The organism is Parahaliea aestuarii, assembly GCF_008064635.1.
GTDB classification, from domain to species: domain Bacteria; phylum Pseudomonadota; class Gammaproteobacteria; order Pseudomonadales; family Halieaceae; genus Parahaliea; species Parahaliea aestuarii.
The window spans coordinates 336,691-359,730 of the sequence record NZ_VRYZ01000003.1 but is presented as its reverse complement, the minus strand read 5'-3'; the positions used below and the strand labels follow the sequence as shown (position 1 = coordinate 359,730).

At 64.4% G+C, this 23,040-nt stretch carries 20 protein-coding genes; 15 read left to right on the top strand and 5 right to left on the bottom strand.

The window, feature by feature from the left end:
- Positions 1 to 32: 32 nt before the first annotated feature.
- Positions 33 to 1,844, bottom strand: a complete 1,812-nt coding sequence (gene typA, locus FVW59_RS08895; protein WP_148063895.1) for a translational GTPase TypA — start codon at positions 1,842 to 1,844, stop codon at positions 33 to 35.
- Between the two features lie 247 nt (positions 1,845 to 2,091).
- On the opposite strand from typA, the gene FVW59_RS08890 reads away from it, so the two are divergent.
- Complete coding sequence (locus FVW59_RS08890) at positions 2,092 to 2,412, top strand: DMT family transporter (protein ID WP_148063894.1); 321 nt, start codon at positions 2,092 to 2,094, stop codon at positions 2,410 to 2,412.
- Positions 2,413 to 2,494: 82 nt separating this feature from the next.
- Here the strand turns inward: FVW59_RS08890 and thiI are convergent, their stop codons facing one another.
- Positions 2,495 to 3,940 (bottom strand): tRNA uracil 4-sulfurtransferase ThiI, encoded by a 1,446-nt coding sequence (gene thiI / locus FVW59_RS08885; protein ID WP_148063893.1) that lies wholly within the window; start codon positions 3,938 to 3,940, stop codon positions 2,495 to 2,497.
- Between the two features lie 165 nt (positions 3,941 to 4,105).
- On the opposite strand from thiI, the gene FVW59_RS08880 reads away from it, so the two are divergent.
- The 8 genes from FVW59_RS08880 to FVW59_RS08845 all read left to right on the top strand — a co-directional run bounded on the left by FVW59_RS08880 (position 4,106) and on the right by FVW59_RS08845 (position 12,790).
- Positions 4,106 to 5,053 carry a serine/threonine-protein kinase gene (locus FVW59_RS08880; RefSeq protein WP_148063892.1) on the top strand — a complete coding sequence of 316 codons (948 nt, stop codon included), beginning with the start codon at positions 4,106 to 4,108 and terminating at the stop codon, positions 5,051 to 5,053.
- Between the two features lie 18 nt (positions 5,054 to 5,071).
- Entirely contained in the window at positions 5,072 to 5,866 is a 795-nt protein-coding gene (locus FVW59_RS08875) for a PP2C family protein-serine/threonine phosphatase (protein ID WP_148063891.1), read from the top strand.
- A gap of 270 nt (positions 5,867 to 6,136) precedes the next feature.
- On the top strand, positions 6,137 to 7,153 hold the full coding sequence (locus tag FVW59_RS08870; protein ID WP_148063890.1) for a glutamine synthetase beta-grasp domain-containing protein: 1,017 nt from the start codon (positions 6,137 to 6,139) through the stop codon (positions 7,151 to 7,153).
- Positions 7,154 to 7,494: 341 nt separating this feature from the next.
- Complete coding sequence (gene glnA / locus FVW59_RS08865; protein WP_148063889.1) at positions 7,495 to 8,901, top strand: glutamate--ammonia ligase; 1,407 nt, start codon at positions 7,495 to 7,497, stop codon at positions 8,899 to 8,901.
- A 108-nt stretch (positions 8,902 to 9,009) separates the two neighbouring features.
- Entirely contained in the window at positions 9,010 to 9,546 is a 537-nt protein-coding gene (locus tag FVW59_RS08860; RefSeq protein ID WP_148063888.1) for a DUF4124 domain-containing protein, read from the top strand.
- A 265-nt stretch (positions 9,547 to 9,811) separates the two neighbouring features.
- A complete protein-coding gene (gene glnL / locus FVW59_RS08855; protein ID WP_148063887.1) occupies positions 9,812 to 10,861 on the top strand; it encodes a nitrogen regulation protein NR(II) in 1,050 nt (349 codons plus the stop codon).
- A 4-nt stretch (positions 10,862 to 10,865) separates the two neighbouring features.
- Positions 10,866 to 12,269, top strand: a complete 1,404-nt coding sequence (gene ntrC / locus FVW59_RS08850; protein ID WP_148063886.1) for a nitrogen regulation protein NR(I) — start codon at positions 10,866 to 10,868, stop codon at positions 12,267 to 12,269.
- A 44-nt stretch (positions 12,270 to 12,313) separates the two neighbouring features.
- Positions 12,314 to 12,790: a tRNA (cytidine(34)-2'-O)-methyltransferase gene (locus FVW59_RS08845; RefSeq protein ID WP_148063885.1), complete on the top strand. Its 477-nt coding sequence runs from the start codon at positions 12,314 to 12,316 to the stop codon at positions 12,788 to 12,790.
- A gap of 65 nt (positions 12,791 to 12,855) precedes the next feature.
- Here the strand turns inward: FVW59_RS08845 and secB are convergent, their stop codons facing one another.
- From secB to FVW59_RS08830, 3 genes are read right to left on the bottom strand one after another with little or no spacing between them, the layout of a single operon-like run.
- On the bottom strand, positions 12,856 to 13,371 hold the full coding sequence (gene secB / locus FVW59_RS08840; protein ID WP_148063884.1) for a protein-export chaperone SecB: 516 nt from the start codon (positions 13,369 to 13,371) through the stop codon (positions 12,856 to 12,858).
- Between the two features lie 29 nt (positions 13,372 to 13,400).
- Positions 13,401 to 13,664 carry a glutaredoxin 3 gene (grxC, locus tag FVW59_RS08835; RefSeq protein WP_148063883.1) on the bottom strand — a complete coding sequence of 88 codons (264 nt, stop codon included), beginning with the start codon at positions 13,662 to 13,664 and terminating at the stop codon, positions 13,401 to 13,403.
- A gap of 13 nt (positions 13,665 to 13,677) precedes the next feature.
- Positions 13,678 to 14,091, bottom strand: coding sequence for a rhodanese-like domain-containing protein (locus FVW59_RS08830; RefSeq protein WP_148063882.1), 414 nt, complete (start codon positions 14,089 to 14,091; stop codon positions 13,678 to 13,680).
- 240 nt (positions 14,092 to 14,331) lie between these two features.
- On the opposite strand from FVW59_RS08830, the gene gpmI reads away from it, so the two are divergent.
- The 6 genes from gpmI to FVW59_RS08800 all read left to right on the top strand — a co-directional run bounded on the left by gpmI (position 14,332) and on the right by FVW59_RS08800 (position 23,040).
- Positions 14,332 to 15,879, top strand: a complete 1,548-nt coding sequence (gene gpmI / locus FVW59_RS08825) for a 2,3-bisphosphoglycerate-independent phosphoglycerate mutase (RefSeq protein ID WP_148063881.1) — start codon at positions 14,332 to 14,334, stop codon at positions 15,877 to 15,879.
- Between the two features lie 4 nt (positions 15,880 to 15,883).
- Positions 15,884 to 17,026 (top strand): murein hydrolase activator EnvC family protein, encoded by a 1,143-nt coding sequence (locus FVW59_RS08820; protein ID WP_148063880.1) that lies wholly within the window; start codon positions 15,884 to 15,886, stop codon positions 17,024 to 17,026.
- Positions 17,027 to 17,152: 126 nt separating this feature from the next.
- On the top strand, positions 17,153 to 18,460 hold the full coding sequence (locus FVW59_RS08815; protein ID WP_148063879.1) for a S41 family peptidase: 1,308 nt from the start codon (positions 17,153 to 17,155) through the stop codon (positions 18,458 to 18,460).
- Between the two features lie 3 nt (positions 18,461 to 18,463).
- Complete coding sequence (locus tag FVW59_RS08810) at positions 18,464 to 19,267, top strand: divergent polysaccharide deacetylase family protein (RefSeq protein WP_148063878.1); 804 nt, start codon at positions 18,464 to 18,466, stop codon at positions 19,265 to 19,267.
- A 137-nt stretch (positions 19,268 to 19,404) separates the two neighbouring features.
- Positions 19,405 to 21,678: an arylsulfatase gene (locus FVW59_RS08805; protein ID WP_148063877.1), complete on the top strand. Its 2,274-nt coding sequence runs from the start codon at positions 19,405 to 19,407 to the stop codon at positions 21,676 to 21,678.
- Between the two features lie 258 nt (positions 21,679 to 21,936).
- Complete coding sequence (locus FVW59_RS08800; protein WP_187275825.1) at positions 21,937 to 23,040, top strand: efflux RND transporter periplasmic adaptor subunit; 1,104 nt, start codon at positions 21,937 to 21,939, stop codon at positions 23,038 to 23,040.

The following is a 23,040-nucleotide window of genomic DNA, read 5'->3' as shown; positions in this document are numbered from 1 at the left end:
GGCAGCGCTGGCGGTTCTGCAGCCGGAGGCGATCAGGCGCGGCTGGCGCGCTTGCGTTCGTGCTCCAGCAGCAGCTTCTTGCGCAGGCGGATGCTCTCGGGGGTCACTTCCACCAGTTCGTCGTCCTCGATGAACTCCAGCGCCTGCTCCAGGGTGTGGCGCACCGGTGGGGTCAGGGTCAGCGCTTCATCGGTACCGGCGGCGCGGATGTTGGTGAGCTGCTTGGCTTTGGTGGGGTTGACCACCAGGTCGTTGGCGCGGGAGTGCAGGCCGACGATCTGGCCCTCGTAGATGTCCTCGCCGTGGCCGAGGAACAGGCGGCCGCGATCCTGCAGGGTGTACAGGGCATAGGCCAGGGTCTTGCCCTTGACCATGGACACCAGCACGCCGTTGGTGCGCTTGCCGACGTCACCCATTTTCACCGGGCCGTAGTGGTCGAAAATGCTGGTCATGATGCCGGAACCGCTGGTCAGCGTCAGGAAGTGGGAGCGGAAACCGATCATGCCGCGCGAGGGCACCACAAAGGTCAGGCGCACTCGGCCCTTGCCGTCGGGTTCCATGTTGGTCAGCTCTGCCTTGCGCAGGCCCAGCTCTTCCATGATCGGCCCCTGGTGCTGGTCCTCGACATCGATCACGACCTGCTCGAACGGCTCCTGGATTTCGCCGTCCACCACCTTCTGCACCACTTCCGGACGCGACACGCCCAGCTCGAAGCCCTCGCGGCGCATATTCTCGATCAGCACCGACAGGTGCAGCTCACCGCGGCCGGAGACCTTGAACTTGTCCGGGGTGTCGCCCTGCTCGACGCGCAGGGCCACGTTGTGGATCAGCTCCTGGTCGAGGCGCTCCTTGATATTGCGGCTGGTGACGTACTTGCCTTCCTTGCCGGCGAAGGGTGAGTCGTTGACCTGGAAGGTCATGCTCACGGTGGGCTCGTCCACGGTCAGGGCCGGCAGGGCTTCCGGGTGCTCGGGGTTGCACAGGGTGTCGGAAATATTCAGCTCGCCGACACCGGTGATGCAAACGATGTCGCCGGCCGTGGCCTGCTCTACCTCGACCCGCTCCAGGCCGAGGTAACCCATCACCTGCAGCACCTTGGCCTTGCGCTTGTCGCCGTGGCGGTCGATGACCACCACCTGCTGGTTGGGCTTGAGGCTGCCGCGCTTGATGCGACCGACGCCGATCACGCCCACGTAGCTGTTGTAGTCCAGGGCGGAAATCTGCATCTGCAGGGGACCTTCGCGGTCCACCGCCGGCGGGCTGACTTTTTCCACGATCATTTCGAACAGGGGCGTCATGTCGTCCGCCATGTCGCTGTCGTCGAGGCCGGCAATGCCGTTCAGGGCGGATGCGTAGATCACGGGGAAATCGAGCTGCTCCTCGGTTGCGCCGAGGCTGTCGAAGAGGTCGAAGACCTGGTCCATCACCCAGTCCGGGCGCGCGCCGGGGCGGTCGACCTTGTTGATCACCACGATGGGGTTGAGGCCCTGCTCGAAGGCCTTGGAGGTCACAAAGCGGGTCTGCGGCATGGGGCCGTCCACCGCGTCCACCAGCAGCAGCACCGAGTCCACCATGGACAGCACCCGCTCCACCTCGCCACCGAAATCGGCGTGCCCGGGGGTATCGACGATGTTGATACGGTAGTCGTTCCACTTGATGGCAGTGTTCTTGGCCAGAATGGTGATGCCGCGCTCGCGCTCCTGGTCGTTGGAGTCCATGATGCGCTCGGCGCCTTCGGAACGGCGGTCCAGGGTGCCGGATTGCTGCAGCAGACAGTCCACCAGGGTGGTTTTGCCATGGTCAACGTGGGCGATAATGGCGATATTGCGGAGATTGTCGATCAAGGGGAATCCTGGGCCCTGCGGGGGCGGCGGGTAAAAAAGGCGGCGGATTGTACCCCATAGACGAAGTCAACCGTAGCCTTCGATGCCGGCAGTTTGTCACAGGCGGGGGCGGCAATAGGGCCAAATCTGCAAATCGGGCGCTCCACAGCTTGAAATCCGGCAACGCGAGGCCATAATCCCGCCTGTGAGGACGACCTCCCCCACAGTGGGCGAATTCACCGGGACGACCCGGGACAGGAGACACACAATGTCCTGGCTCTACCTCGGCCTCGCCGGCCTGCTGGAAATTGTCTGGGCGGTTGCCATGAAGCAATCCAATGGCTTCACCCGCCCCACCGCAACCATCACCATGCTGGTCGCCATGGCCGGCTCTTTCGGCCTGCTGGCGCTGGCCATGCGCACTCTTCCCCTGGGCACCGCCTACACGGTCTGGACCGGTATCGGTGCGATCGGCGCCTTTGCGGTCGGCGCCCTGTGGCTGGGCGAAGCGCTGACGCCGCTACGCTGCTTCGCGGCACTACTGATTGTGGCCGGACTGGTGTTGATGAAGCTGTCGGCGGCGGCCTGACCGTTGGCAGAGCGGCCCCTGCCGGCGCGGAGCGTGCTCCGGGGTGGGGTCAGAGTCACGACTCTGACCCCTTTCCAGGCCGTCAAGGCGCGTAAACCTTCACGGTCAGCATACCCTCCGCCAGCAGGTGGCTCGCGTGCAGGCGGCTCATCACCCCCTTGCCGCAATAGAGCATGTAGGTTCTGTCGCGCGGCAGCTCCGCCGCCCGCGCGTGCAACTGGTAGAAGGGTATCTTCGCCACCTCGGCGCTCACCTGCAGCGGCGCCAGCTCCTCTTCGTCCGGGTGGCGAATGTCGATGATGGTCGCGCCGGCCAGCGGCACGCTGAGTACCTCCACCTCGACATTGTCCAGCTCTTCGTCGGTCAGGCGGTCGATGCGCGTCTGCCGGGCACTGGCGATGGCGCGGTCGAGGATGGCCAGGTCGAAGCGCTCTTCCTCCGCCCGCACCCGCTCCAGCCTGGCGCGGGTCGTGGGATTGACCGAGATGACCCCGCAGTACTCGGGCATGCTCGCGGCGAAGTCGCGGGTGCCGATCTCGGTAGCCATGCGCACAATATCTTCTTTGTCGGTGGCAATCAGCGGCCGCAGGACCAGGCGCTCACTCACCTCGTCGATAACAGAAAGATTGCGCAGGGTCTGGCTGCTGACCTGGGCCACGCACTCGCCGGTGACCAGCGCGTCGATCTCCAGGTCGGCGGCGATGCGATCTGCCACCCGCAGCATCATGCGCTTCAGGATCACCCCCATCTGGCTGTCCTTTACCCTGCTCAGCAACTCCGCCACCACCTCCTCGAAGGGCACGCTGATAAACAGCACGCGCTGGTTGCAGCCGAATTTCTGCCACAGGTACAGCGCCACCTCCTTGACCCCGATTTCGTGGTCGCGACCACCCAGATTGAAAAACAGAAAATGGGTGCGCATACCGCGCTTCATGGTGAGATAGCTGGCCACCGGCGAGTCGAAACCACCGGAGATCAAGGAGAGCACCGGGCCGACGCTGCCCACCGGGTAGCCGCCGATGCCGCGGTGACGTTCGCCAACCACATACAGGGTGTGCTTGCTGATCTCGATATCGACGGTGACCTCGGGGTCCTTCAGCCTGACGCCGGCAGCCCCGGTGCGCGCCAGCAGGGCGCCCCCCACCTTGCGCTCCACCTCCACCGACGTGAAGTCGTGGTCACCATTGCGTTTGCAGCGCACCGCGAAAGTCCGACCCGCCAGGCGCTCGCCATAGACCGGCAGCACCTTCTCCACGATATCGTCCAGGTCACCCAGGGGGTGCGACTGCACTTCCAGGACATAGGTGATGCCCGAGACACTGCGCAGGGCCTCGACCATGCGCCGCTGCTGGGCAGGCCCGACCCCGGTCTCCACTTCCAGCTTGTCCCAGTGGCGCTGCACCCGCACCTCCGGATCGACCTCCTTCAGAACGGCACGCAGGTTCTCCGCCAGCTTGTCGACAAAACGACGGCGCACGGGCTTGCTCTTGATAGCGATCTCGGAAAAGAACTTGATAATGTATTTCATCGGGGCAGCGTGGCAGTATTTCGAAGCGGTTCGATCAGGGGCCTACCCTCAGGGTAGGCAAAAATGGCGGCGGAGTATAACGTCTACCCGGACAGGCTGCAGCCTCGGGCCAGGCCAACCCGTCCCGCTGGCCCAGGGGACAGAGACCGCGCAACGGAGTGAGCCATGCCAGAATTTCAGCAACAGGTACATGCTGAGACCCCTCTCTACGCGGAGGAGATGGACGCGCCCCTGCCGGAAACACTCAACCCCAACACCCGCTACGCCTATTTTTCCACCATCGCCACGGGCGGCAAGTCGCTGATTAAATCCTGCCGCGACCTCCACCTGCGCAGGACCATCTGCTACAAGACCCTGCGCCCCGAATTCGTCAGGGACCCCATCGAGAACCGGCGGCTGGTGCGCGAGGCGCGAATCTCGGCCGCACTGCAGCATCCGAATACCCTCCCGACCTACGAACTCGGGCGCGACAACCGGGGCAACTACTATTTCACCATGAAGCTGGTGCACGGCTACACGCTGCGGGAAATCCTGAACTACCGGGAGCGCTATGACCTGACCCAGCTCATGGAAGTACTGGAACAGGTCGCCCAGGCGCTGGGCTACGCGCACTCCATGGGCGTGCTGCACCGCGACGTCAAGCCGGACAACATCCTGGTCGGCCCCTACGGGGAAGTGCTGCTGATGGATTGGGGACTGGCCAAAGTGTGGCACAAGGCAGATACCCGGGACGACGACGAAGACCACGAGGAGGCCGCGGGCGATCCCGGCATGACCGGCGAGGCCAAGTTGCAGGGCACAGTCATGTACATGTCGCCAGAGCAGATCAACCGGGACCCGGCGATTTCCTTCGGTTCCGATATCTACAGCCTCGGCTGCCTGCTCTACGAAACCCTGACCGGCACTACGCCCTTTCAGGGCGACGTGGTGTACAAGCTGCTGGACCAGATTCGCAACGAACTGCCACCAGACCCACGCAGCGTCAGCAAATTCCCGGTGCCGGACGCGCTGGCCGACCTCGCCATGCAATGCCTGCAAAAAGACCCCGAAGCCAGGCCCGGCACGGCAGATACCCTGGTCCGGGTGCTCAAGAGTGGCTGGCTCCATGACTGAAACAGCAAGACGCCCCTGATGTCAGACACTGACCTGCAAGCGATCGCCGCGATTGCCGACCGCACCGAAGCCGAGGCCAGCTCCGGCAGCGCCGCGGAGTCGGCCCTCGCGTGGCTGAGCGCCAGCCATACCGATGTGGGGCGCGTTCGCCCCGTCAACGAGGACGCCTTCCTGGATTCCCAGGAACAGCGCCTGTGGGTCGTCGCCGATGGCCTGGGCGGGCAGAGCCGGGGCGATTACGCCAGCAGCACGGTGGTCGAGCAACTGCGGGCATTCCCGCGCCAGAAGTCAGTGCTGGCCAACCTCCAGGACATCGAAGCCCGCCTGCAGGTAGCCCACGAAAAATGCCGCACCGCTTTTCGCAGGCACCGGCCCGGCACCACCGTCGCAGCGCTGCTGGCTCACGGCAACTACTGCTTTTTACTGTGGGCGGGAGACAGCCGCATTTACCGCCTGCGGGGCCGGCAACTGGCACTGCTGACGCAGGACCACAGTCTGGCGCAGGAGAAACTCGCCCGCGGTGAACTGAGCGAACAGGAGGCGGCGAGCCACCACTCCGCCCACGTGCTCACCCGCGCGGTCGGAACGCACAGGAACCTGCGGCTGGACATGCGCAGCCTGCCGGTCCAGCGCGGCGACCGCTACCTGCTGTGCAGTGACGGCCTCTACAACCCGGTTGAAGCCGGGGCAATCTGCGCCGCGCTGGGACAGGGGTCGCCAGAGGAGGCCTGCAGGTCCCTGGTCGATCTCGCCCTCAAGGGCGGCGGGCGGGACAATATTACGGTAGTGATCGCCGACGCCAACGCTCCCTGACAAGCCCCTATGCACCACAATGGATCGCCCAGACAAATGTGCGCACAATTATGGTGCATAAAAATCTGCGCTGCCCGCCAGCGAACACACCGTATCCGACCGCTGCGCCTGTAATCCGCCCATTTGCGGGGCGTTAACGGGGGCAATTCCTCTATCTGGTGCAGCAAGGCCAATATTGGAACGGTTTTTGCTTTTCCAGAGACTGCTAAAGATGAACCGGCGGGATGAGGTTCTTCCAAGTATCAACCCTTATCACAAGAGACTCGCAAGATGAAAAGCAAGCTGGAATACATTTGGCTCGACGGCTACACCCCAACCCAGAGCCTGCGCAGCAAGACAATGGTCCGCAAGGATTTTGGCGGTACCCTGGAAGAGTGCCCGATGTGGTGCTTCGATGGCAGCTCGACCGAACAGGCCGAGGGCAATGCCTCTGACTGCCTGCTGAAACCGGTCATGATCATCCCCGACCCCGATCGCCAGAACGCCTACCTGGTGATGACCGAGGTTCTCAACGCCGACGGCAGCCCGCATGTATCCAACGGTCGCGCAACCATCATCGAAGGCGACGATGACGAAGATTACTGGTTCGGTTTCGAGCAGGAATACTTCCTGTGGGACGCCACCACCGACCGCCCACCGGGCTTCCCCGCCGGCGGTTTCCCCGACCCCCAGGGTCCCTACTACTGCTCGGTCGGCGCAAAGAATGCGTACTGCCGTGAAATCATCGAAGAGCACCTGGACCTGTGCCTGGCCGCCGGCCTGAACGTCGAAGGCATCAACGCCGAAGTCGCCGCCGGCCAGTGGGAATTCCAGATCTTCGCCAAGGGCGCCCGCCGCGCCGGCGACGAAATCTGGCTGGGCCGCTACCTCCTCGAGCGCACCGCCGAGAAATACGGCTACTCCATTAACTGGCACCCCAAGCCCCTCGGCGACACCGACTGGAACGGCTCCGGCATGCACGCCAACTTTTCCAATGGCGCAATGCGCGACGAAGGCAAGGAAGAGATCTTCACCCGGATCTGCGAGGAGTTCGGCAAGAACATCGAGCGCCACATCAGCGTTTACGGTGCCGACAACCACCAGCGCCTGACCGGTCGCCACGAAACGCAGTCCATCGACGAGTTCAGCTACGGCGTATCCGACCGCGGCGCGTCCATCCGCATCCCGGTTGGTACCGTTGAAGATGGCTGGAAGGGTCGCCTGGAAGACCGCCGTCCCGCCTCGAATGCTGATCCCTACAAGGTGGCCGCCGCCATCATTAAAACCTGCAAAGAAGCGGGCTTTTAACAATCTGTAGTGTCAAACCGGCCCGGCCGCTGCCGGGCCGTCTATCGAGGTCAAGTTCCCGGGAGCCGCGCTCCCCCGAACTTGACAACGCTTCCCACAGAGGCGATAACACTGCGTCTGATCAGGCCGGCATGTCGCCCCACTGACGCTCGTTGGTATCACCACTATCCCGGAAGAAACTTTTTGAATTTCAAATAGTTGCCGCCGGCATGCCTGCGGCGCAGCTGTTGTCTTGAGGCTCCGGGCCAGGACAAGGCGCCAGGGGAGACCGCTCCCCAGCCCGGAACAACGCACCAATTCGGCCGCAAGCGGCTTGAAAACAATCCCATGGAGGAAAACCAATGTCAGAGCAAACTCTGAATCTGATCACAGAAAGCGAAGCTAGCTGGGTGGATCTGCGCTTCACCGATACCCGCGGCAAAGAGCAGCACGTCACCATCCCTGCCAGCGAAGTCGACGAAGACATGTTCGAAGAAGGCAAGATGTTCGATGGCTCCTCCATTTCCGGCTGGAAGGGCATCAACGAGTCCGACATGATCCTCATGCCCGACGACAGCACCTGCGTCCTGGACCCCTTCACCGATGACACCACCGTCATCCTGCGCTGCGACATCGTCGAGCCCACCACCATGCAGGGCTACGAGCGCGATCCGCGCTCCGTGGCGCGTCGCGCCGAGGAGTACCTGAAAACCACCGGTATCGGCGACACCGCCTTCTTCGGCCCGGAGCCCGAGTTCTTCGTGTTCGACGACATCAAGTGGTACGCCGACATCAGCGGCGCCGGCTACAAAATCAGCTCCGACGAAGCGGCCTGGTCTTCCAACCTGGCATTCGACGAGGGCAACATCGGTCACCGCCCGCGCGTCAAAGGCGGCTACTTCCCTGTGCCCCCGGTAGACTCGCTGCACGACATCCGCGCCGCCATGTGTACCGCCATGGCGCAGATGGGCCTGCCTATCGAAGTGCACCACCACGAAGTGGGCACCGCCGGCCAGTGTGAGATCGGCGTCAAGTTCAACACCCTGATCAAGAAGGCTGACGAAGTACAGATCCTCAAGTACTGCGTGCACAACGTGGCCCATGCCTATGGCAAAACCGCCACCTTCATGCCCAAGCCGCTGGTGGGCGACAACGGCTCCGGCATGCACGTTCACCAGTCCATCTCCAAGGACGGCGAGAACATCTTTGCCGGTGACGGCTATGCCGGCCTGTCAGATGCTGCCCTGTTCTACATCGGCGGTATCATCAAGCACGCCCGCGCCCTGAACGCCTTCACCAACGCGTCCACCAACTCCTACAAGCGCCTGGTTCCCGGCTTCGAAGCCCCGGTCATGCTGGCCTACTCCGCCCGCAACCGCTCCGCTTCCATCCGTATTCCCTACGAGCCGAGCCCCAAGGGCAAGCGCGTGGAAGTCCGCTTCCCCGACCCCACCGCCAACCCCTACCTGGCCTTCGCGGCCATGCTGATGGCGGGCATCGACGGCATCAAGAACAAGATCCACCCCGGCGACGCCGCCGACAAGGATCTGTACGACCTGCCGCCCGAAGAAGGCAAGCTGATCCCCACCGTGTGCTCCAGCCTGACCATGGCCCTGGAGGCCCTGGATGCAGACCGCAGCTTCCTGACCGAGGGTGGCGTATTCACCGACGACATGATCGACGGCTACATCGAACTGAAGCAGGAAGACGTACAGCGCCTGGACATGACCACTCACCCGGTCGAGTTCGACATGTACTACTCCGTGTAAGCGCCGCGCTTCACGCACCCGGAAAGCCCGCCCCGCGCGGGCTTTTTTCTTTCCGCTACGTCACTTTCCCACGGGCCGGCCGGTGCCGGACGGACTATACTTGCGGGCATGAGATGCTACGTTGCCCACCTTCTGGGTGCATTCACGCTGTACTCCGCGATCGCCCAGGCCGACACCGCCACGGTCTACAAAACAGTGGACGAAAATGGCGTCGTCAGCTTTTCCGACAGCCCGCCAGCGGCCGGAACCAGCGGCGAAACCCTCGAGTTCCAAACTGCTGAACCCGGCGCGGATTCCGACTACCAGCAGCACCTGGAACACATGCGTGAAACCACCGACCGCATGGCGGCCGACCGCCGCGAACGGGAGCAGCACCGCGCCGAGTTGCTGCGCCAGCAGGCTGAACGCCAGGCCGCCCTCGCAGCCAGCGAACAGGCCAGCGAATACGACGACCTCGCCTACCCCGGTGGTTACGGCTACCCCTACCCGGTCTACCTCGACCCGCCGCGGCGACCGCACCACCAACATCGCCCCCACCCCCGGCCACCGCTGGCCAAGCCCCCGCAGGGCGTTGAGGGCCTGCGCAGCAATCTCCGCAACAACTCCCAGCTGATGCGTCCCATGCTGCCCCGGCGCAGCCCGTGACGGCGCAAGCCCCAGACTGGACACCTGCGCGCAGACAGTGCACCATTTTGGCGCACAGGTAGGCGAAAAAGGTCCTGCCCGCACCGCCCTGCTTTGCCGCGAATCTGGGAAGTTCGCGAAAAATCAGGCAAAGACAACAGCAGACGCCTGAAATTTCAGCGATTTCCGGACTTTGAAAGTTTCTGCACCCGCGTGCTTCTTTTTGGCTCTATTTTTGCTACGCCAAGATGCATGCCGCAGCAGAGCGGTCAATCATGGGGCAGGCATGGCACAACAACAGGACATTCTCGACAATCTGAGCACCGGAGTTATCGCCCTGGATGCCGGGCTGCGTGTGACTTCCATCAACGCGGCAGCCCAGGCCCTGATGGAATCCTCCGCCGGCCGGATCGAGAGCCAACACGCCTCCCTGTTGAGCAGCGAGCCAGACGAGCTCATTGATACCCTGAACCATGTGCTGGAGGCGCGCGCACCGGTGGCCCGCCGCGGTATGGCCCTGCAACTGCATACCGGCCAGACGATCCACCTGGACCTCTTCGCCACCCCCATCCTGCTGTCGGGGGAAGTGGACACTCTCCTGCTGGAGCTGCAGCCCGTGGATCGTCTGCAGCGCATCAGCCGCGAAGAGGGCATGCAGCAGGCCCAGGAAACCACCCGCGCCGTCATCCGCGGACTGGCCCACGAAATCAAGAATCCCCTGGGGGGCGTGCGCGGCGCCGCCCAGTTGCTGGCCAAAGAGCTGCCGGACAACGACCTGGCTGAATACACCCGCGTCATTATTCGCGAGGCCGATCGCCTGCGCGACCTGGTGGACCGCCTGCTGGGCCCCCACCACCAATTGCAGCTGGCGGATCTCAACATCCACGAAATCCTCGAGCACGTGCGCAACCTGATCAGCGCCGAAAGCGGCGGCGAGGTCACCATCACCCGCGACTACGACCCCAGCCTGCCGGACCTTCCCGGCGACCGGGTGCAACTGATCCAGGTGGTGCTGAACATCATGCGCAACGCCATGCAGGCGGCGGATTCGCCCGCCGACTGCAGCATCTGCCTGCGCACCCGCGCCCAGCGCCAATTTACCATCGGCGCCCAGCGCCACCGCCTGGTGTGCCGCATCGACATCACCGACAACGGCCCGGGCATCCCCGAGGAACTACAACAGTCGATTTTCGTGCCCATGGTGACCGGCCGCGCCGACGGCACCGGCCTCGGCCTGTCGATCGCCCAGTCGATCATCAATCGCCACGGCGGCCTGCTCGAGAGCCAGAGCGAGCCGGGCTGTACGCGCTTTACCATTTACCTACCAATGGAATAACAGAATGACAGGACAAGCTAGGGTCTGGGTGGTCGACGACGACAGCTCGATTCGCTGGGTGCTGGAGCGCGCCCTCAACCAGGCGGGCATCGATAACGAAAGCTTCAGCGACGCCGACAGCCTGCTGCAGAAACTGCGGGACGACCAGCCCGACGTGATCATCAGCGACATCCGCATGCCCGGCACCGACGGCCTGGCTCTGCTGTCCCACCTCAACGAACACTACCCGGAACTGCCGGTGATCATCACCACCGCCCACTCCGACCTCGACTCCGCGGTGGAGTCCTACCAGCGCGGCGCCTTCGAATACCTGCCCAAACCCTTCGACATTGACGAAGTGGTAGCCATCACCGAGCGCGCCCTGGCCCAGGCGCGGGAGAAGCGCGGGGAGATTCCCGTACCGGAAGCCCTGCCCCAGACCGAGATCATCGGCGAAGCACCGGCCATGCAGGAGGTGTTCCGCGCCATCGGCCGCCTCGCCCACAGCAATATCACCGTACTGATCAACGGCGAGTCCGGCACCGGCAAGGAGCTGGTGGCGCGCGCCCTGCACCGTCACAGCCCGCGGGCTGCCAACCCCTTTATCGCCTTGAACATGGCCGCCATTCCCAAGGACCTGATGGAGTCGGAACTGTTCGGCCACGAGAAAGGCGCCTTCACCGGCGCCAACGCCAAGCGCGAGGGCCGCTTCGAGCAGGCCAACGGCGGCTCGCTTTTCCTCGACGAAATCGGCGACATGCCGGCGGAAACCCAGACCCGCCTGCTGCGGGTGCTGGCGGACGGCGAGTTCTACCGGGTTGGCGGTCACACACCGGTCAAAGTGGATGTGCGCATCATCGCCGCCACCCACCAGGACCTGGAAGAACTGGTGCAGCGCGGCGACTTCCGCGAGGATCTGTTCCACCGCCTCAACGTGATCCGCATCCATATCCCCAAGCTGGCCGAGAGGCGCGAGGACATCCCGCGCCTGATGCAGTTCTTCTTCCAGCGCGCCGCCGAGGAACTGGGCGGCGAGCCCAAGGTGCTGCTGCCGGAGACCGAGCAGTTCCTGATCGGCCTGGACTGGCCGGGCAACGTGCGCCAGCTGGAAAATACCTGCCGCTGGATCACGGTGATGGCCTCGGGGCGCGAGATTCACCTGCGCGACCTGCCCCCGGAACTGGGCAAGACCACCGCCCCCGCGGAAACCGGCACCCAGACCGACTGGCGCGAGCTGCTCTACAAGTGGGCCCGCAACGAGCTGGTGCAGGGCAAACACCACATCCTGCGCCAGGCGGTACCTACCTTTGAGCGGGTGATGATAGAGGTCGCCCTGCAGCACTCCCAGGGGCGCAAGCGCGACGCCGCCGAACTGCTGGGCTGGGGCCGCAATACCCTGACCCGCAAGATGAAGGACCTGAATATGTAACGGCGCCGCTGGCGATGCACTGCGGCCGCCGCTAGACTGCGCCGATGCCGCCATCCGCCCCCAGCATTGTGCTCTACCAGCCGGAAATTCCACCGAATACCGGCAATATCATCCGCCTGTGCGCCAACACCGGCAGCCAGTTGCACCTGATCGAGCCGCTGGGTTTTGACCTGGACGATAAGAAACTGCGCCGCGCCGGCCTGGACTACCGGGAGTTTGCGGCAGTACAAACCTGGCCGGACCTGGACAGCTTCATTGCCGCCCACCCGGACACGCGCCTGCTGGGCCTGACTACGCACGGCAGTACGCCCTACCACGAAGTCATCTACCAACCCTCGGATGCGCTGCTGTTCGGCCCGGAGACCCGCGGCCTGCCGCCGTCAATCCGCGACAGCCTGCCCGCCGGGCAGCGCCTTCGCGTACCCATGCGCAAGGGCAGTCGCAGTCTGAATCTCAGTAATACAGCGGCGCTGGTGCTGTACGAGGCCCTGCGGCAGTTGGGGTTTCCGGCGCTGGGGTGAGCGCTGTAAAACAAAAAACCCACCCCCGCTTCCGCGAGAGTGGGTTTTCGCTGTCACTTGACCGCTTAGTGAGTAGCGGCTTCGCCACCCTCGGCCGCGGCGGGAGCAGCGTCGCCAGCCTGGGCCTGCGCTTGCGCCAGCGCCTGCTGGTACAGCGCATCGAAGTTCACCGGCGCCAGCATCACCGCGGGGAAACCGCCCTTGATGCAGACCGCGTCGATGTTCTCACGGGCATAGGGGAACAGGATGTTGGGGCAGGCCGTGCCCAGCACGCGACGCAGGTTCTCGCCCTCGATACCGGTGATGAAGAAAATGCCCGCCTGCTGCACTTCCACCAGGAAAGCGGTTTCCTCCTCCACCTTGGCGGTCAGGGTGATGGTCAGCACGACTTCGTAGTTGCCGTTGTCGTCGAGCTTGTCGCTCTTGGTGTTCAGGTCGACATTGACCTTGGGCTGCCACTGCTTGCGAAAGATGGCCGGGCTGGAAGGAGACTCGAAGGAGAGATCCTTGGTGTAGATACGCTGCAGGGAAAACTGCTGTTGGGGCGCTTCCTGCCCGGGTACTGCTTGTTCGTCGGCCATGGGGCCTTCCTCCACTAGTGATGTAAAAGTCAGTTTGCCAGCCCGAGCAGGCCGTTCAGGTCGCCCTGGCGATCCAGGGCAGCCAGATCATCGAAACCACCCACATGGCGCTCGCCGATCCAGATCTGCGGCACGGTGCGACGGCCGCTGCGCTGCATCATTTCCCGGCGCAGGTCCGGGTCGCGATCGACGCCGATCTCTTTGTAGCTCACCTGCTTGCCGTCCAGTAACTGCTTGGCGCGGATACAGAAGGGGCAGTAGGGGGTGGTGTAAATGGTTACTTTGGCTGTCATTGCTGGCGCGTTGTTATTTGGTGGTGGGCAACTGCAGGTTGCCCCACTCCATCATGCCGCCGGTCATCTTGTAGACCTTGTCGAAACCGCTGGCCTTGAGCTTCTTGCCCGCGGCGCCGGCCTGTTGACCCATCTTGCATACCAGCACTATGGGGGCGGCGCGGTATTTTTCAAGTTCTCCCTTGCGATCGTCCAGCTTGGCCGAGGGTATGTGCAGGGCGCCGGTGATATGGCCCTGCTTGAAATCGGCGCCGTCGCGCAAATCCACGAACACCCCGCCTTCCCGATTCACCAGGTTGATGGCCTGCTGCGGACTCAGGGAGGGGCCGGCCTTGCGCGATTCGTGAAAAATCAGCATGCCGACCGCGGCCAACAGGGCGGCGACCAGAATCCATTGCTGGGTGAGAAATTCGAAGAATAGTGCCATGGGAGCGTATAGAAATCCGGATAGTCACCGGCCGAGGGCCGGGGCGGGCTACCCGAGGCAGCTACCGCTGTTTAAAAAGGCGGCAATTATAGCCGCTCGCCGGAGCCCGGGCCACCTCCACCGACGCTCCAGCCCGCAACCGGTCGACGATGCTTGCTCTCCCGCCACCCCGGCGCTGCGATTGGCCGCCAGAGCGTGTAAAATGCCGGGGTTTCGTCCCCAGACTTTAGCGGATTCCCCATGAGCGACACAGGCAAGCACCCCACCGTACTGATTGTGCTGGACGGCTTCGGCTACCGCGAGGACAGCCGGGACAACGCCATCGCCAATGCCAGCACCCCGGTGTGGGACCGCCTGTGGCGGGAACAGCCCCACACCCTGATCTCCGGCTCCGGGCTGGATGTGGGCCTGCCCGCCGGGCAAATGGGGAATTCCGAAGTCGGCCACATGAGCCTGGGCGCCGGACGCGTCATCTACCAGAACATCACCCGTATCGACAAAGCCATCGAAGACGGCAGCTTTGACCAGAATCCGGTCTACACCGACGCCATCGACAAGGCGGTAGCCAAGGGCGGAGCGGTCCATGTGCTGGGGTTGCTGTCACCCGGCGGTGTACACAGCCACGAGGAGCAGATCTTCGCAGCGGTTCGCCTGGCCGCCAAACGCGGTGCCAGCAAGGTCTACCTGCACGCCTTCCTGGACGGTCGCGACACCCCGCCCCGCAGCGCCGCCGCTTCGCTGGAAAAAGCCGATGCCCTGTTTTCCGAGCTCGGCTGCGGCCGGGTGGCCAGCATTGTGGGTCGCTACTACGCCATGGACCGCGACAATCGCTGGGACCGTATCGAGAGCGCCTGGAACCTGTTGGTAAAAGCCAAAGCCCCCTTCACTGCGGAAAACTCTGGCGAGGCGCTGGGCGCGGCCTACCACCGCGACGAGAACGACGAATTCGTACAGCCCACCCTGATCGGCGGTTCCGATGCCGCCATCAAGGACGGCGACGCGGTGCTGTTCATGAACTTCCGCGCTGACCGCGCCCGCCAGCTCAGCCACGCCTTTGTCGATGCCGACTTCAGCGGCTTTGATCGCGGCGCGGTGCCTGAACTGGCGGCCTTCGTCACCACCACCGAATACGCCGCCAGTCTCGACGCCCCCTGCGCCTTTCCCCCGGAGAGCCTGAGCAATGTCCTCGGCGACTACCTGGCCCAGCGCAACATGACCCAGCTGCGTATCGCCGAGACCGAGAAATACGCCCACGTCACTTTTTTCTTCAGCGGCGGCCGCGAACAGGAATTTCCCGGCGAGGAGCGGGTGATGATCCCCTCCCCCGATGTGGCCACCTACGACCTGAAGCCGGAAATGAGCGCCCCGGAGCTGACCGACCGGCTGGTAGAGGCCATCGGCTCCGGCAAGTACGACCTTATCGTCTGCAACTACGCCAACGGCGACATGGTCGGGCACACCGGTGTCTATGAGGCGGCGGTCAAGGCGGTGGAAGCGCTGGACGAGTGCCTGGGGCGAGTGGAAGCGGCACTGCTGGAACACGGCGGCCAGGCCCTGGTCACCGCCGACCACGGCAACTGTGAACAGATGCAGGACTACGATTCCGGCCAGGTGCATACCCAGCACACCACCGAACACGTGCCGCTGGTCTACATCGGCAAGCGCGACCTGAGCCTGGACCCGGCCGGTGGCATTCTCGCCGATATCGCCCCGACCCTGTTGGGCCTGATGGACCTGCCCCAGCCGGAGGAAATGACCGGTCGCAACCTCAGCCGCGCGAACGCCTGAAGCAGTGAGATCGCGCCCGGCACCGCTGCTGCTGGCGCTGCTGCTGGCGGCGCCTTTGAGCCTTGCGCAGAGCGACGAAGGCGAGACCAAGGCCAGGCTGCAGACCCTGCAAAAGGAGATCAAGCAGCTCGACCGCGAGCTCAGCAGCGCCCGCACCCGCCGCGACACACTGCTGGCAGAACTGCGCAAGGCGGAAACCGCCCTCGGCGAATTGCAGAAGCAAATTGCCGCGACCCGCGCGGACATCACCGCCAGCGAGCGCGAACTGGCCGCCCTGGCGGAGCAGCAAACGCAACTGGAACAGCGCCGGGCCCGGCAGCAGAAGCGCATCGCCGAGGAACTGGAAACCGCCTGGAAGATGGGCCGGCAGGATCAGCTCAAGGTGCTGCTGAACCAGGAGGACCCCCACACCCTGGCCCGGGCCATGGCCTATTACCGCTATTTCTTCGACGCCCGCAACGCGCAGATCGAGGCCTTCCGCGCCACTCTGGCGGAGCTGGCCGGCGTGCGCGACAGTATTGAGGCCGAGCGCGACGAGCTACAGGCCCGGCAGCAGACCCTGGCCGATGAACAGGTAGAGCTGGAGGCGCAGAAAGGTACCCGCCAGGAGGCCGCCGACGCGCTGGCCGCGGACATCAGCAGCAAGGGTGACGCCCTGGCGCAGTTGAAAAAAGACCAGAAAGAACTGGAGGCCCTGCTGCAAACCATCCAGCAGGCGGTGATCGATCTGGCCCTGCCGGACAACACCCAGCCCTTCGGCAAAGCCCGCGGCAAGATGCCCTGGCCGGTGGCAGGCAAGCCCAGCAACCGTTTCGGTCGCGCCCGCAACGACGGCAAGATGACCTGGCAGGGCGTCAACATTCCCGCCGCGGCCGGTGCGCCGGTGCGGGCAATCCATCACGGCCGGGTGGTTTACGCGGACTGGTTCCGCGGTTCCGGCCTGCTGCTGATCGTCGATCACGGCGACGGCTACATGAGCCTGTATGCCCACAACCAGAGCCTGCAACGGGAAGTGGGGGAATGGGTCCAGGCCGGCAGCGTCATCGGCGGTGTGGGCGACAGCGGCGGCCTGGAACGGCCGGCCCTGTATTTCGAGATCCGCCACAATGGCAAACCGGTGGACCCGGCGGGCTGGTGTTCGGGCTGAACCAGCCTTTCACACTGGCGTGCCCGCAGTCACACTGCGCCCCTGCCACGCGGCCGGGGCTTTGAGTTACACTGAAGGCACCTGTTTTTCCCAATGCACCGGCCCCGGGGCCCAGTGGCGGTAATCATGCGTACTCCTCGTTTCACCCGAACCCTGCTGGGCGCAGCCATGCTCAGCCTTCCCCTGTCCCTGCCGGCGGCTGTAGACCAGGAGCCCCTGCTGCCACTGGATGATCTGCGCACCTTTGCCGACGTCTACAACCAGATTCGCGTCGGCTATGTCGAGGAAATCGACGACTCCACTCTGCTCGAGTACGCCATCCAGGGCATGTTGATGAGCCTTGACCCGCACTCGGTCTACCTCACCAAGGACGCCTTCGAAGATCTGCAGACCAACACCTCCGGCGAATTCAGCGGCCTCGGTCTGGAAGTTGGCATGGAGGACGGCTACGTCAAAATCATCGCCCCCATCGATGGCTCTCCCGCTGCCGAGGCGGGACTGCAGACCGGCGACGTCATCCTCAAACTGGACAACCAGGCGGTGAAGGGCATGAGCCTGGGCGAGGCCATCGATCACATGCGCGGCCCCAAGGGCAGCGACATCCTGCTCACCATCGGCCGCCCCGGCGAGACCGAACCCTTCGACGTCACCCTCACACGGGACACCATCAAGGTGGCCAGCGTGCGCGAGCGAATCCTGGAGCCGGGCTACGGCTATATCCGCATCGCCCAGTTCCAGACCCACACCGGCGAGGACGTCAGCGAATCCCTGGCCAAGCTGGCGAAGGACGGCGCCCTGAAAGGCCTGGTTCTGGATCTGCGCAACAACCCCGGCGGCGTACTGCGCGCCAGCGTGGATGTGGCGGACATTTTCATGGACGGCGGCCTGGTGGTGTACACCGAGGGCCGGCTGGCCAACTCCGACGTGCGCTACGAAGCCCAGCCCGTGGACGATGCCCATGGCATCCCGGTGGTGGTGCTGATCAATGGCGGCTCCGCCAGCGCCTCGGAAATTGTCGCCGGCGCCCTGCAGGACCACGGCCGCGCCGTGATCATGGGCACCAACAGCTTCGGCAAGGGCTCGGTACAGACCGTACTGCCCATTTCCGAATCGCGCGCGGTGAAACTCACCACCGCCCTGTACTTCACCCCCAATGGCCGTTCCATCCAGGCCGCCGGCATCGAACCGGACATCCAGGTGGAGCGGGCCCGGGTCACCGCCTACGATACATCGCGGCAGATCAGCGAGGCCGATCTCTCCGGTCACCTGGACAACGCCAACGGTGACCGCCCCCAGCCCCACGAGCGCAGCGTCAACAACCTGCTGGCCACAGACAACCAGCTCTACGAGGCACTGACCCTGCTCAAGGGCGTCAACATCCTGGGCCTGAGGCAGAAGCCAAAACCGGCACCAGTGCCGGATAGCGAGTCCTGACACCTGCTGCGCCGCGCACTCCAACTGGGCCTTTTTTGCAGCCTTTTTCTGGGCCTGCCGGCCAGCGCCGCCCGGTGGCAGGTCGATGAGTGCGGCCACGGCGCCGCTGTATCGCAGCCACCGCGCTACACCCTGGTCATCATCATCGATGACATCGGCAACCAACTCGGCGCCGGGCGCTCCGCCGTGGAACTGCCCGGGCGCCTGAACTACGCGGTGTTGCCACACACCCCCCACGGCCCGGCCCTGGCGGAACTGGCCCACCGCCGTGGCAAGGAAGTGCTGTTGCACCAGCCGATGAGCAACCTTGCCCACAAACCTCTCGGCCGCGGCGGCCTCACCCCGGAACTGCCGCGAGAGCGTTTCGACAGCGTGCTGCAAGCGGCCATCGCCAGCGTGCCCCACGCCCGCGGCCTCAATAACCATATGGGTTCCGATCTCACCCGACGGCGGCCGCAGATGGAGTGGCTGATGGCGGAGCTGGCCGACCGGCAGCTGTACTTTGTCGACTCCCGCACCGACAAGGGCACCGTGGCGGCAACCGTCGCTGGCGAGACCCGGGTGCCCCACCTTTCGCGCCAGGTGTTCCTCGACAACCAGCGCAATCCGGAAGCCATCGCCGAGCGCTTCGCCCATTTCACCCGCCTGGCACGGGAACGGGGCACGGCAGTAGCGATCGGCCACCCCTACCCCGAAACCATCGCCTTTCTGCAGCAGGCATTGCCCTCGCTGGCGTCCGGCCCCTACCGGCTGGCGCTGGTCTCGGAAGTGCTCGCCAGCGGACACGTTGAAACTAATAAACCGTAGTTGCAGACGCATGCAGCAGGGCGGTTCCCCTTTGTAAACCGCTGCAGGCTGCCTGATGGAAAGCGGCCCACCTCGCGTATCCCGCCCAGGCTGGAGGCGTTACTGTACAGCCCCCGAAAATCCGCGAGGCAATAACTATGAGATTCCACGCCGTTCGCCTGCTGGGTGTCGCGCTGACGCTCTCCCTGTCAGTCCTGGCCCGGGCGGAAGACGCCCCACGCATTGCACAGACCAGCGCGCCGGAAGGCGCCCCCAACGTGGTTGTCGTCCTGCTGGATGACGTCGGCTTTGGCGCCGCCAGCACCTTTGGTGGCCCCGCAGAGACCCCCGGCATGGACGCACTGGCCGCCGAGGGCCTGCGCTACAACCGCTTCCACACCACCGCCATCTGCTCCCCAACCCGCGCCTCCCTGCTCACCGGCCGCGAGTCCCACCGCGCCAACGTCGGCACGGTGATGAATGTGGCCAACAGCTATCCCGGCTACCAGGGGCTGCTCAACCCCCACACCGCCACCATCGCCGAGATGCTGCGCCAGCAGGGCTACAGCACCGCCGCCATCGGCAAGTGGCACCTGGCGCCCACCTGGGAAACCTCGCCCGTGGGCCCCTTCGACCACTGGCCGACGGGCGTTGGCTTCGAGAAGTTCTACGGCTTCATGGGCGGCGAGACCGACCAGTTCGACCCCACCCTGTTCGAAGGCACCCGCCCGATCCTGCGCCCGGATGTGGACAACTACCACCTCACCGAGGACATGAGCCGCGAAGCCATCGAGTGGATGGGATTGCAGCACAGCCTGACGCCGGACAAGCCCTTCTTCCTCTACTACGCCACCGGCGCGGCCCACGCGCCACTGCAGGTGCCGCAAGAGTGGATCGACCGCTACCAGGGCCGCTTTGACCAGGGCTGGGACGCCATGCGCGAAGAGATCATCGCCCGGCAGAAAGAACTGGGGGTTATTCCGGCCGCTACCGACCTCACCCCGCGCCCGCAACAGATTCCCGCCTGGGACAGCCTCAGCCCCGACCAGCAGAAAGTCGCCGCCCGGCTGATGGAAACCTACGCCGCCTTCCTCGCCCACACCGATGCCCAGGTGGCAAAACTGGTGGACCATCTCAAGGCCAGCGGCCAGTTCGACAACACACTGTTCTTCTACGTGGTGGGCGACAACGGCAGCAGCGCCGAGGGCGGACCGCCCGGCAGTATCAACTATATGGGCGCCCTGCAGGGCCTGCAGGAGCCAGTGGAGGTGCAGATCGCCAAACTCGACACCATCGGCAGCGCCGAATCCTACCCCCAGTACCCCGCTGGCTGGGCCTGGGCCCTGACCACCCCCTTCCAGTGGGTGAAGCAGGTGGCCTCCCACCTGGGCGGTACCCGCAACCCGCTGGTGGTCACCTGGCCCAGGGGCATTAAAGACAAGGGCGGCCTGCGCCAGCAGTTCTCCCATGTCAACGACATCGCTCCCACCATCCTCGCCGCCGCCGGCATCGAGATGCCGGAGCAGGTGAACGGTGTCAGCCAGCTGCCCATGGACGGCAGCTCCATGCTGGAAAGCTTCGCCAGCGCCGACGCCCCGGAATTCCATCCCACCCAGTACTTCGAGGTGTTCGGCAACCGCGCCATCTACCACGAGGGCTGGATCGCCTCGGCCCGTCACGACCGCCTTCCGTGGACGGTCGGCCTGGCCTCCGGAAAATCCAACTTCGATGACGACCGGTGGGAGCTGTACAACCTGGAGAACGATTTCAGCCAGGCCCACGACCTGTCCGCGGAGCATCCGGAAAAGCTCGCGGAAATGAAGAAACTGTTCACGGCCGAGGCGGCCGACCTCGGCATCCTGCCGCTGCGCAACGCCGCCAACGTTCGCACGCCCATGCCCTTCCTGGCCGAAGGCAAAGAGCGTGTGATCTATCCCAACGGCACCTTTGCCATACCGGAGGACCAGGTGCCAAACATTGACAACCGCTCCTGGTCGGTAGTGGCTGACCTGAATGTCGACAGCCAGGGCGGCCGCGGTGTCATCGCCACCATGGGCGGCACCACCGCCGGCTGGTCACTCTACCTCGACAATGCCGGGCGCCCGGTCTTCGAGTACCGCATCTTCGAGTACGGCCAGATCCGCCTGCAGGGCAAGCAGCCGCTGGCGGCCGGCAGCCACCAGCTGGCGGTGGAATTCGATTACGACGGGCCGGGCTACGCCAAGGGCGGCACCTTCACCCTCAAGGTGGACGGCAAAGCCCAGGGCAGCGACAGCGTGCGCGCCAGCCAGCCGGCCTTTTTCTCCATCGACGAGACCTTCGACACCGGCATCGATACCGGCTCACCCGCCGGCCACTACCCGGACAACGCCGCACTCGGTTATCCCCTGACCGGTGCAGTCATTCAGCAGGTGGACCTGGGCGGCCGCTAGGCAAGCCACCCGGCCGGTCCTGCAGTGACCGGCCACGCCCTTTCTTTTCACGCCGGCTCCACGCCGGCGCCTTTTTTCGCAACTTTGTTCACAGCTTGCGCGAGATGTCCACGGTTTAACCGCTGTGACCAGCGGCGTATCATTAGCGGTTCTGCGCGCGGCAAATAGGCTGACATCCGCCCTGACGCTTGCCGCGTACCCCTAGTTTCCAGACCGGTTTACAACGCGACAATGAAGAAAGTTCTGTTCGGAAGACGTATGTGGCTCATGCTGATCGCCACCCTGTTGGTTTTTGGCGGGGTGCTGGGCATGCAGTGGTTCGGCAATATGAAAATGAACGAGTTCATGGACAACATGCCGGTGCCACCGGTCAGCGTATCCACCGCCGAGGCACGCACCGCCCTGTGGCAGGACAGCGTTGAATCCGTGGGCACGCTGGCCGCCATCCGCGGCGCCGAGCTGGCCACCGAAGTGCCCGGCACCGTGGAAGAGATATTCTTCGACAACGGCGCCCAGGTCGCCGAGGGGGATATCATCCTCAACCTGAATTCCGCCCCCGATCGCGCCGAGCTGAAGGCCCTGGAAGCCGCCGCCGAACTCGCCGCCATCGAGCTGCGCCGGGCCAAGAGCCTGGTGGCCTCGCGCAATATCTCCAAATCCGAGATCGACCAGCGCAGCAGCCAGCTCGACCAGGCCAGGGCCCGGGTCGCCGCCCAGCAGGCGCGCATCGACCAGAAGACCCTGCGCGCGCCCTACTCCGGCCACCTCGGCATTCGCCGCTATAACGTGGGCGACTATGTGCAGACCGGCGACACCATTATCGAGCTGCAGTCACTGGACAAGCTCTACGTCGACTTCACACTGCCCGAACAGTACAGCGGCCAGGTGCGTACCGGTATGGAAGTCAACGCGCAGTTGCAGGCAGTGGGCGGCAATGCCTTCACCGGCCACATCAACGCCATCGCCCCGGTGATCGACCCACAAACCCGCAACTTCGCCGTGCAGGCCATTCTGGATAACCCCGATAACCTGCTCAAACCCGGCATGTTCGCCAGCCTGAACCTGCCGATCGGCCTGGAAGTGGAGCAGGTGATCGTGCCGCGCACGGCGGTGGCCTACCGCCCCTATGGCAACTCAGTGTATGTGTTGGAGAAGAAAGAGGGCGACACCTTCACCGCCACCCAGCGCTTTGTCACCCTCGGCCCGGTGCGCGGCGACATGGTGGCCATCCTGGAGGGATTGAACCCCGGGGAAACCGTCGCTACCAGCGGGCTGCTGAAGCTGGATTCCGGCGCCGTCGTCACCGCCAACAACGCCATCCAGCCCAGCGCCGAGCTCAACCCGCAACCGGACAACGGCTGA

What these genes read in the sequence shown, in the direction of transcription:
- gpmI (WP_148063881.1), top strand. Translation starts at nt 14,332, where the DNA reads ATGAGCGACACAGGCAAGCACCCCACCGTACTGATTGTGCTGGACGGC.
- FVW59_RS08845 (WP_148063885.1), top strand. Translation starts at nt 12,314, where the DNA reads ATGCCGCCATCCGCCCCCAGCATTGTGCTCTACCAGCCGGAAATTCCA.
- FVW59_RS08830 (WP_148063882.1), bottom strand. Translation starts at nt 14,091, where the DNA reads ATGGCACTATTCTTCGAATTTCTCACCCAGCAATGGATTCTGGTCGCC.
- FVW59_RS08815 (WP_148063879.1), top strand. Translation starts at nt 17,153, where the DNA reads ATGCGTACTCCTCGTTTCACCCGAACCCTGCTGGGCGCAGCCATGCTC.
- FVW59_RS08805 (WP_148063877.1), top strand. Translation starts at nt 19,405, where the DNA reads ATGAGATTCCACGCCGTTCGCCTGCTGGGTGTCGCGCTGACGCTCTCC.
- thiI (WP_148063893.1), bottom strand. Translation starts at nt 3,940, where the DNA reads ATGAAATACATTATCAAGTTCTTTTCCGAGATCGCTATCAAGAGCAAG.
- FVW59_RS08800 (WP_187275825.1), top strand. Translation starts at nt 21,937, where the DNA reads ATGTGGCTCATGCTGATCGCCACCCTGTTGGTTTTTGGCGGGGTGCTG.
- FVW59_RS08890 (WP_148063894.1), top strand. Translation starts at nt 2,092, where the DNA reads ATGTCCTGGCTCTACCTCGGCCTCGCCGGCCTGCTGGAAATTGTCTGG.
- FVW59_RS08860 (WP_148063888.1), top strand. Translation starts at nt 9,010, where the DNA reads ATGAGATGCTACGTTGCCCACCTTCTGGGTGCATTCACGCTGTACTCC.
- glnL (WP_148063887.1), top strand. Translation starts at nt 9,812, where the DNA reads ATGGCACAACAACAGGACATTCTCGACAATCTGAGCACCGGAGTTATC.
- grxC (WP_148063883.1), bottom strand. Translation starts at nt 13,664, where the DNA reads ATGACAGCCAAAGTAACCATTTACACCACCCCCTACTGCCCCTTCTGT.
- secB (WP_148063884.1), bottom strand. Translation starts at nt 13,371, where the DNA reads ATGGCCGACGAACAAGCAGTACCCGGGCAGGAAGCGCCCCAACAGCAG.
- glnA (WP_148063889.1), top strand. Translation starts at nt 7,495, where the DNA reads ATGTCAGAGCAAACTCTGAATCTGATCACAGAAAGCGAAGCTAGCTGG.
- FVW59_RS08870 (WP_148063890.1), top strand. Translation starts at nt 6,137, where the DNA reads ATGAAAAGCAAGCTGGAATACATTTGGCTCGACGGCTACACCCCAACC.
- FVW59_RS08880 (WP_148063892.1), top strand. Translation starts at nt 4,106, where the DNA reads ATGCCAGAATTTCAGCAACAGGTACATGCTGAGACCCCTCTCTACGCG.
- FVW59_RS08875 (WP_148063891.1), top strand. Translation starts at nt 5,072, where the DNA reads ATGTCAGACACTGACCTGCAAGCGATCGCCGCGATTGCCGACCGCACC.
- ntrC (WP_148063886.1), top strand. Translation starts at nt 10,866, where the DNA reads ATGACAGGACAAGCTAGGGTCTGGGTGGTCGACGACGACAGCTCGATT.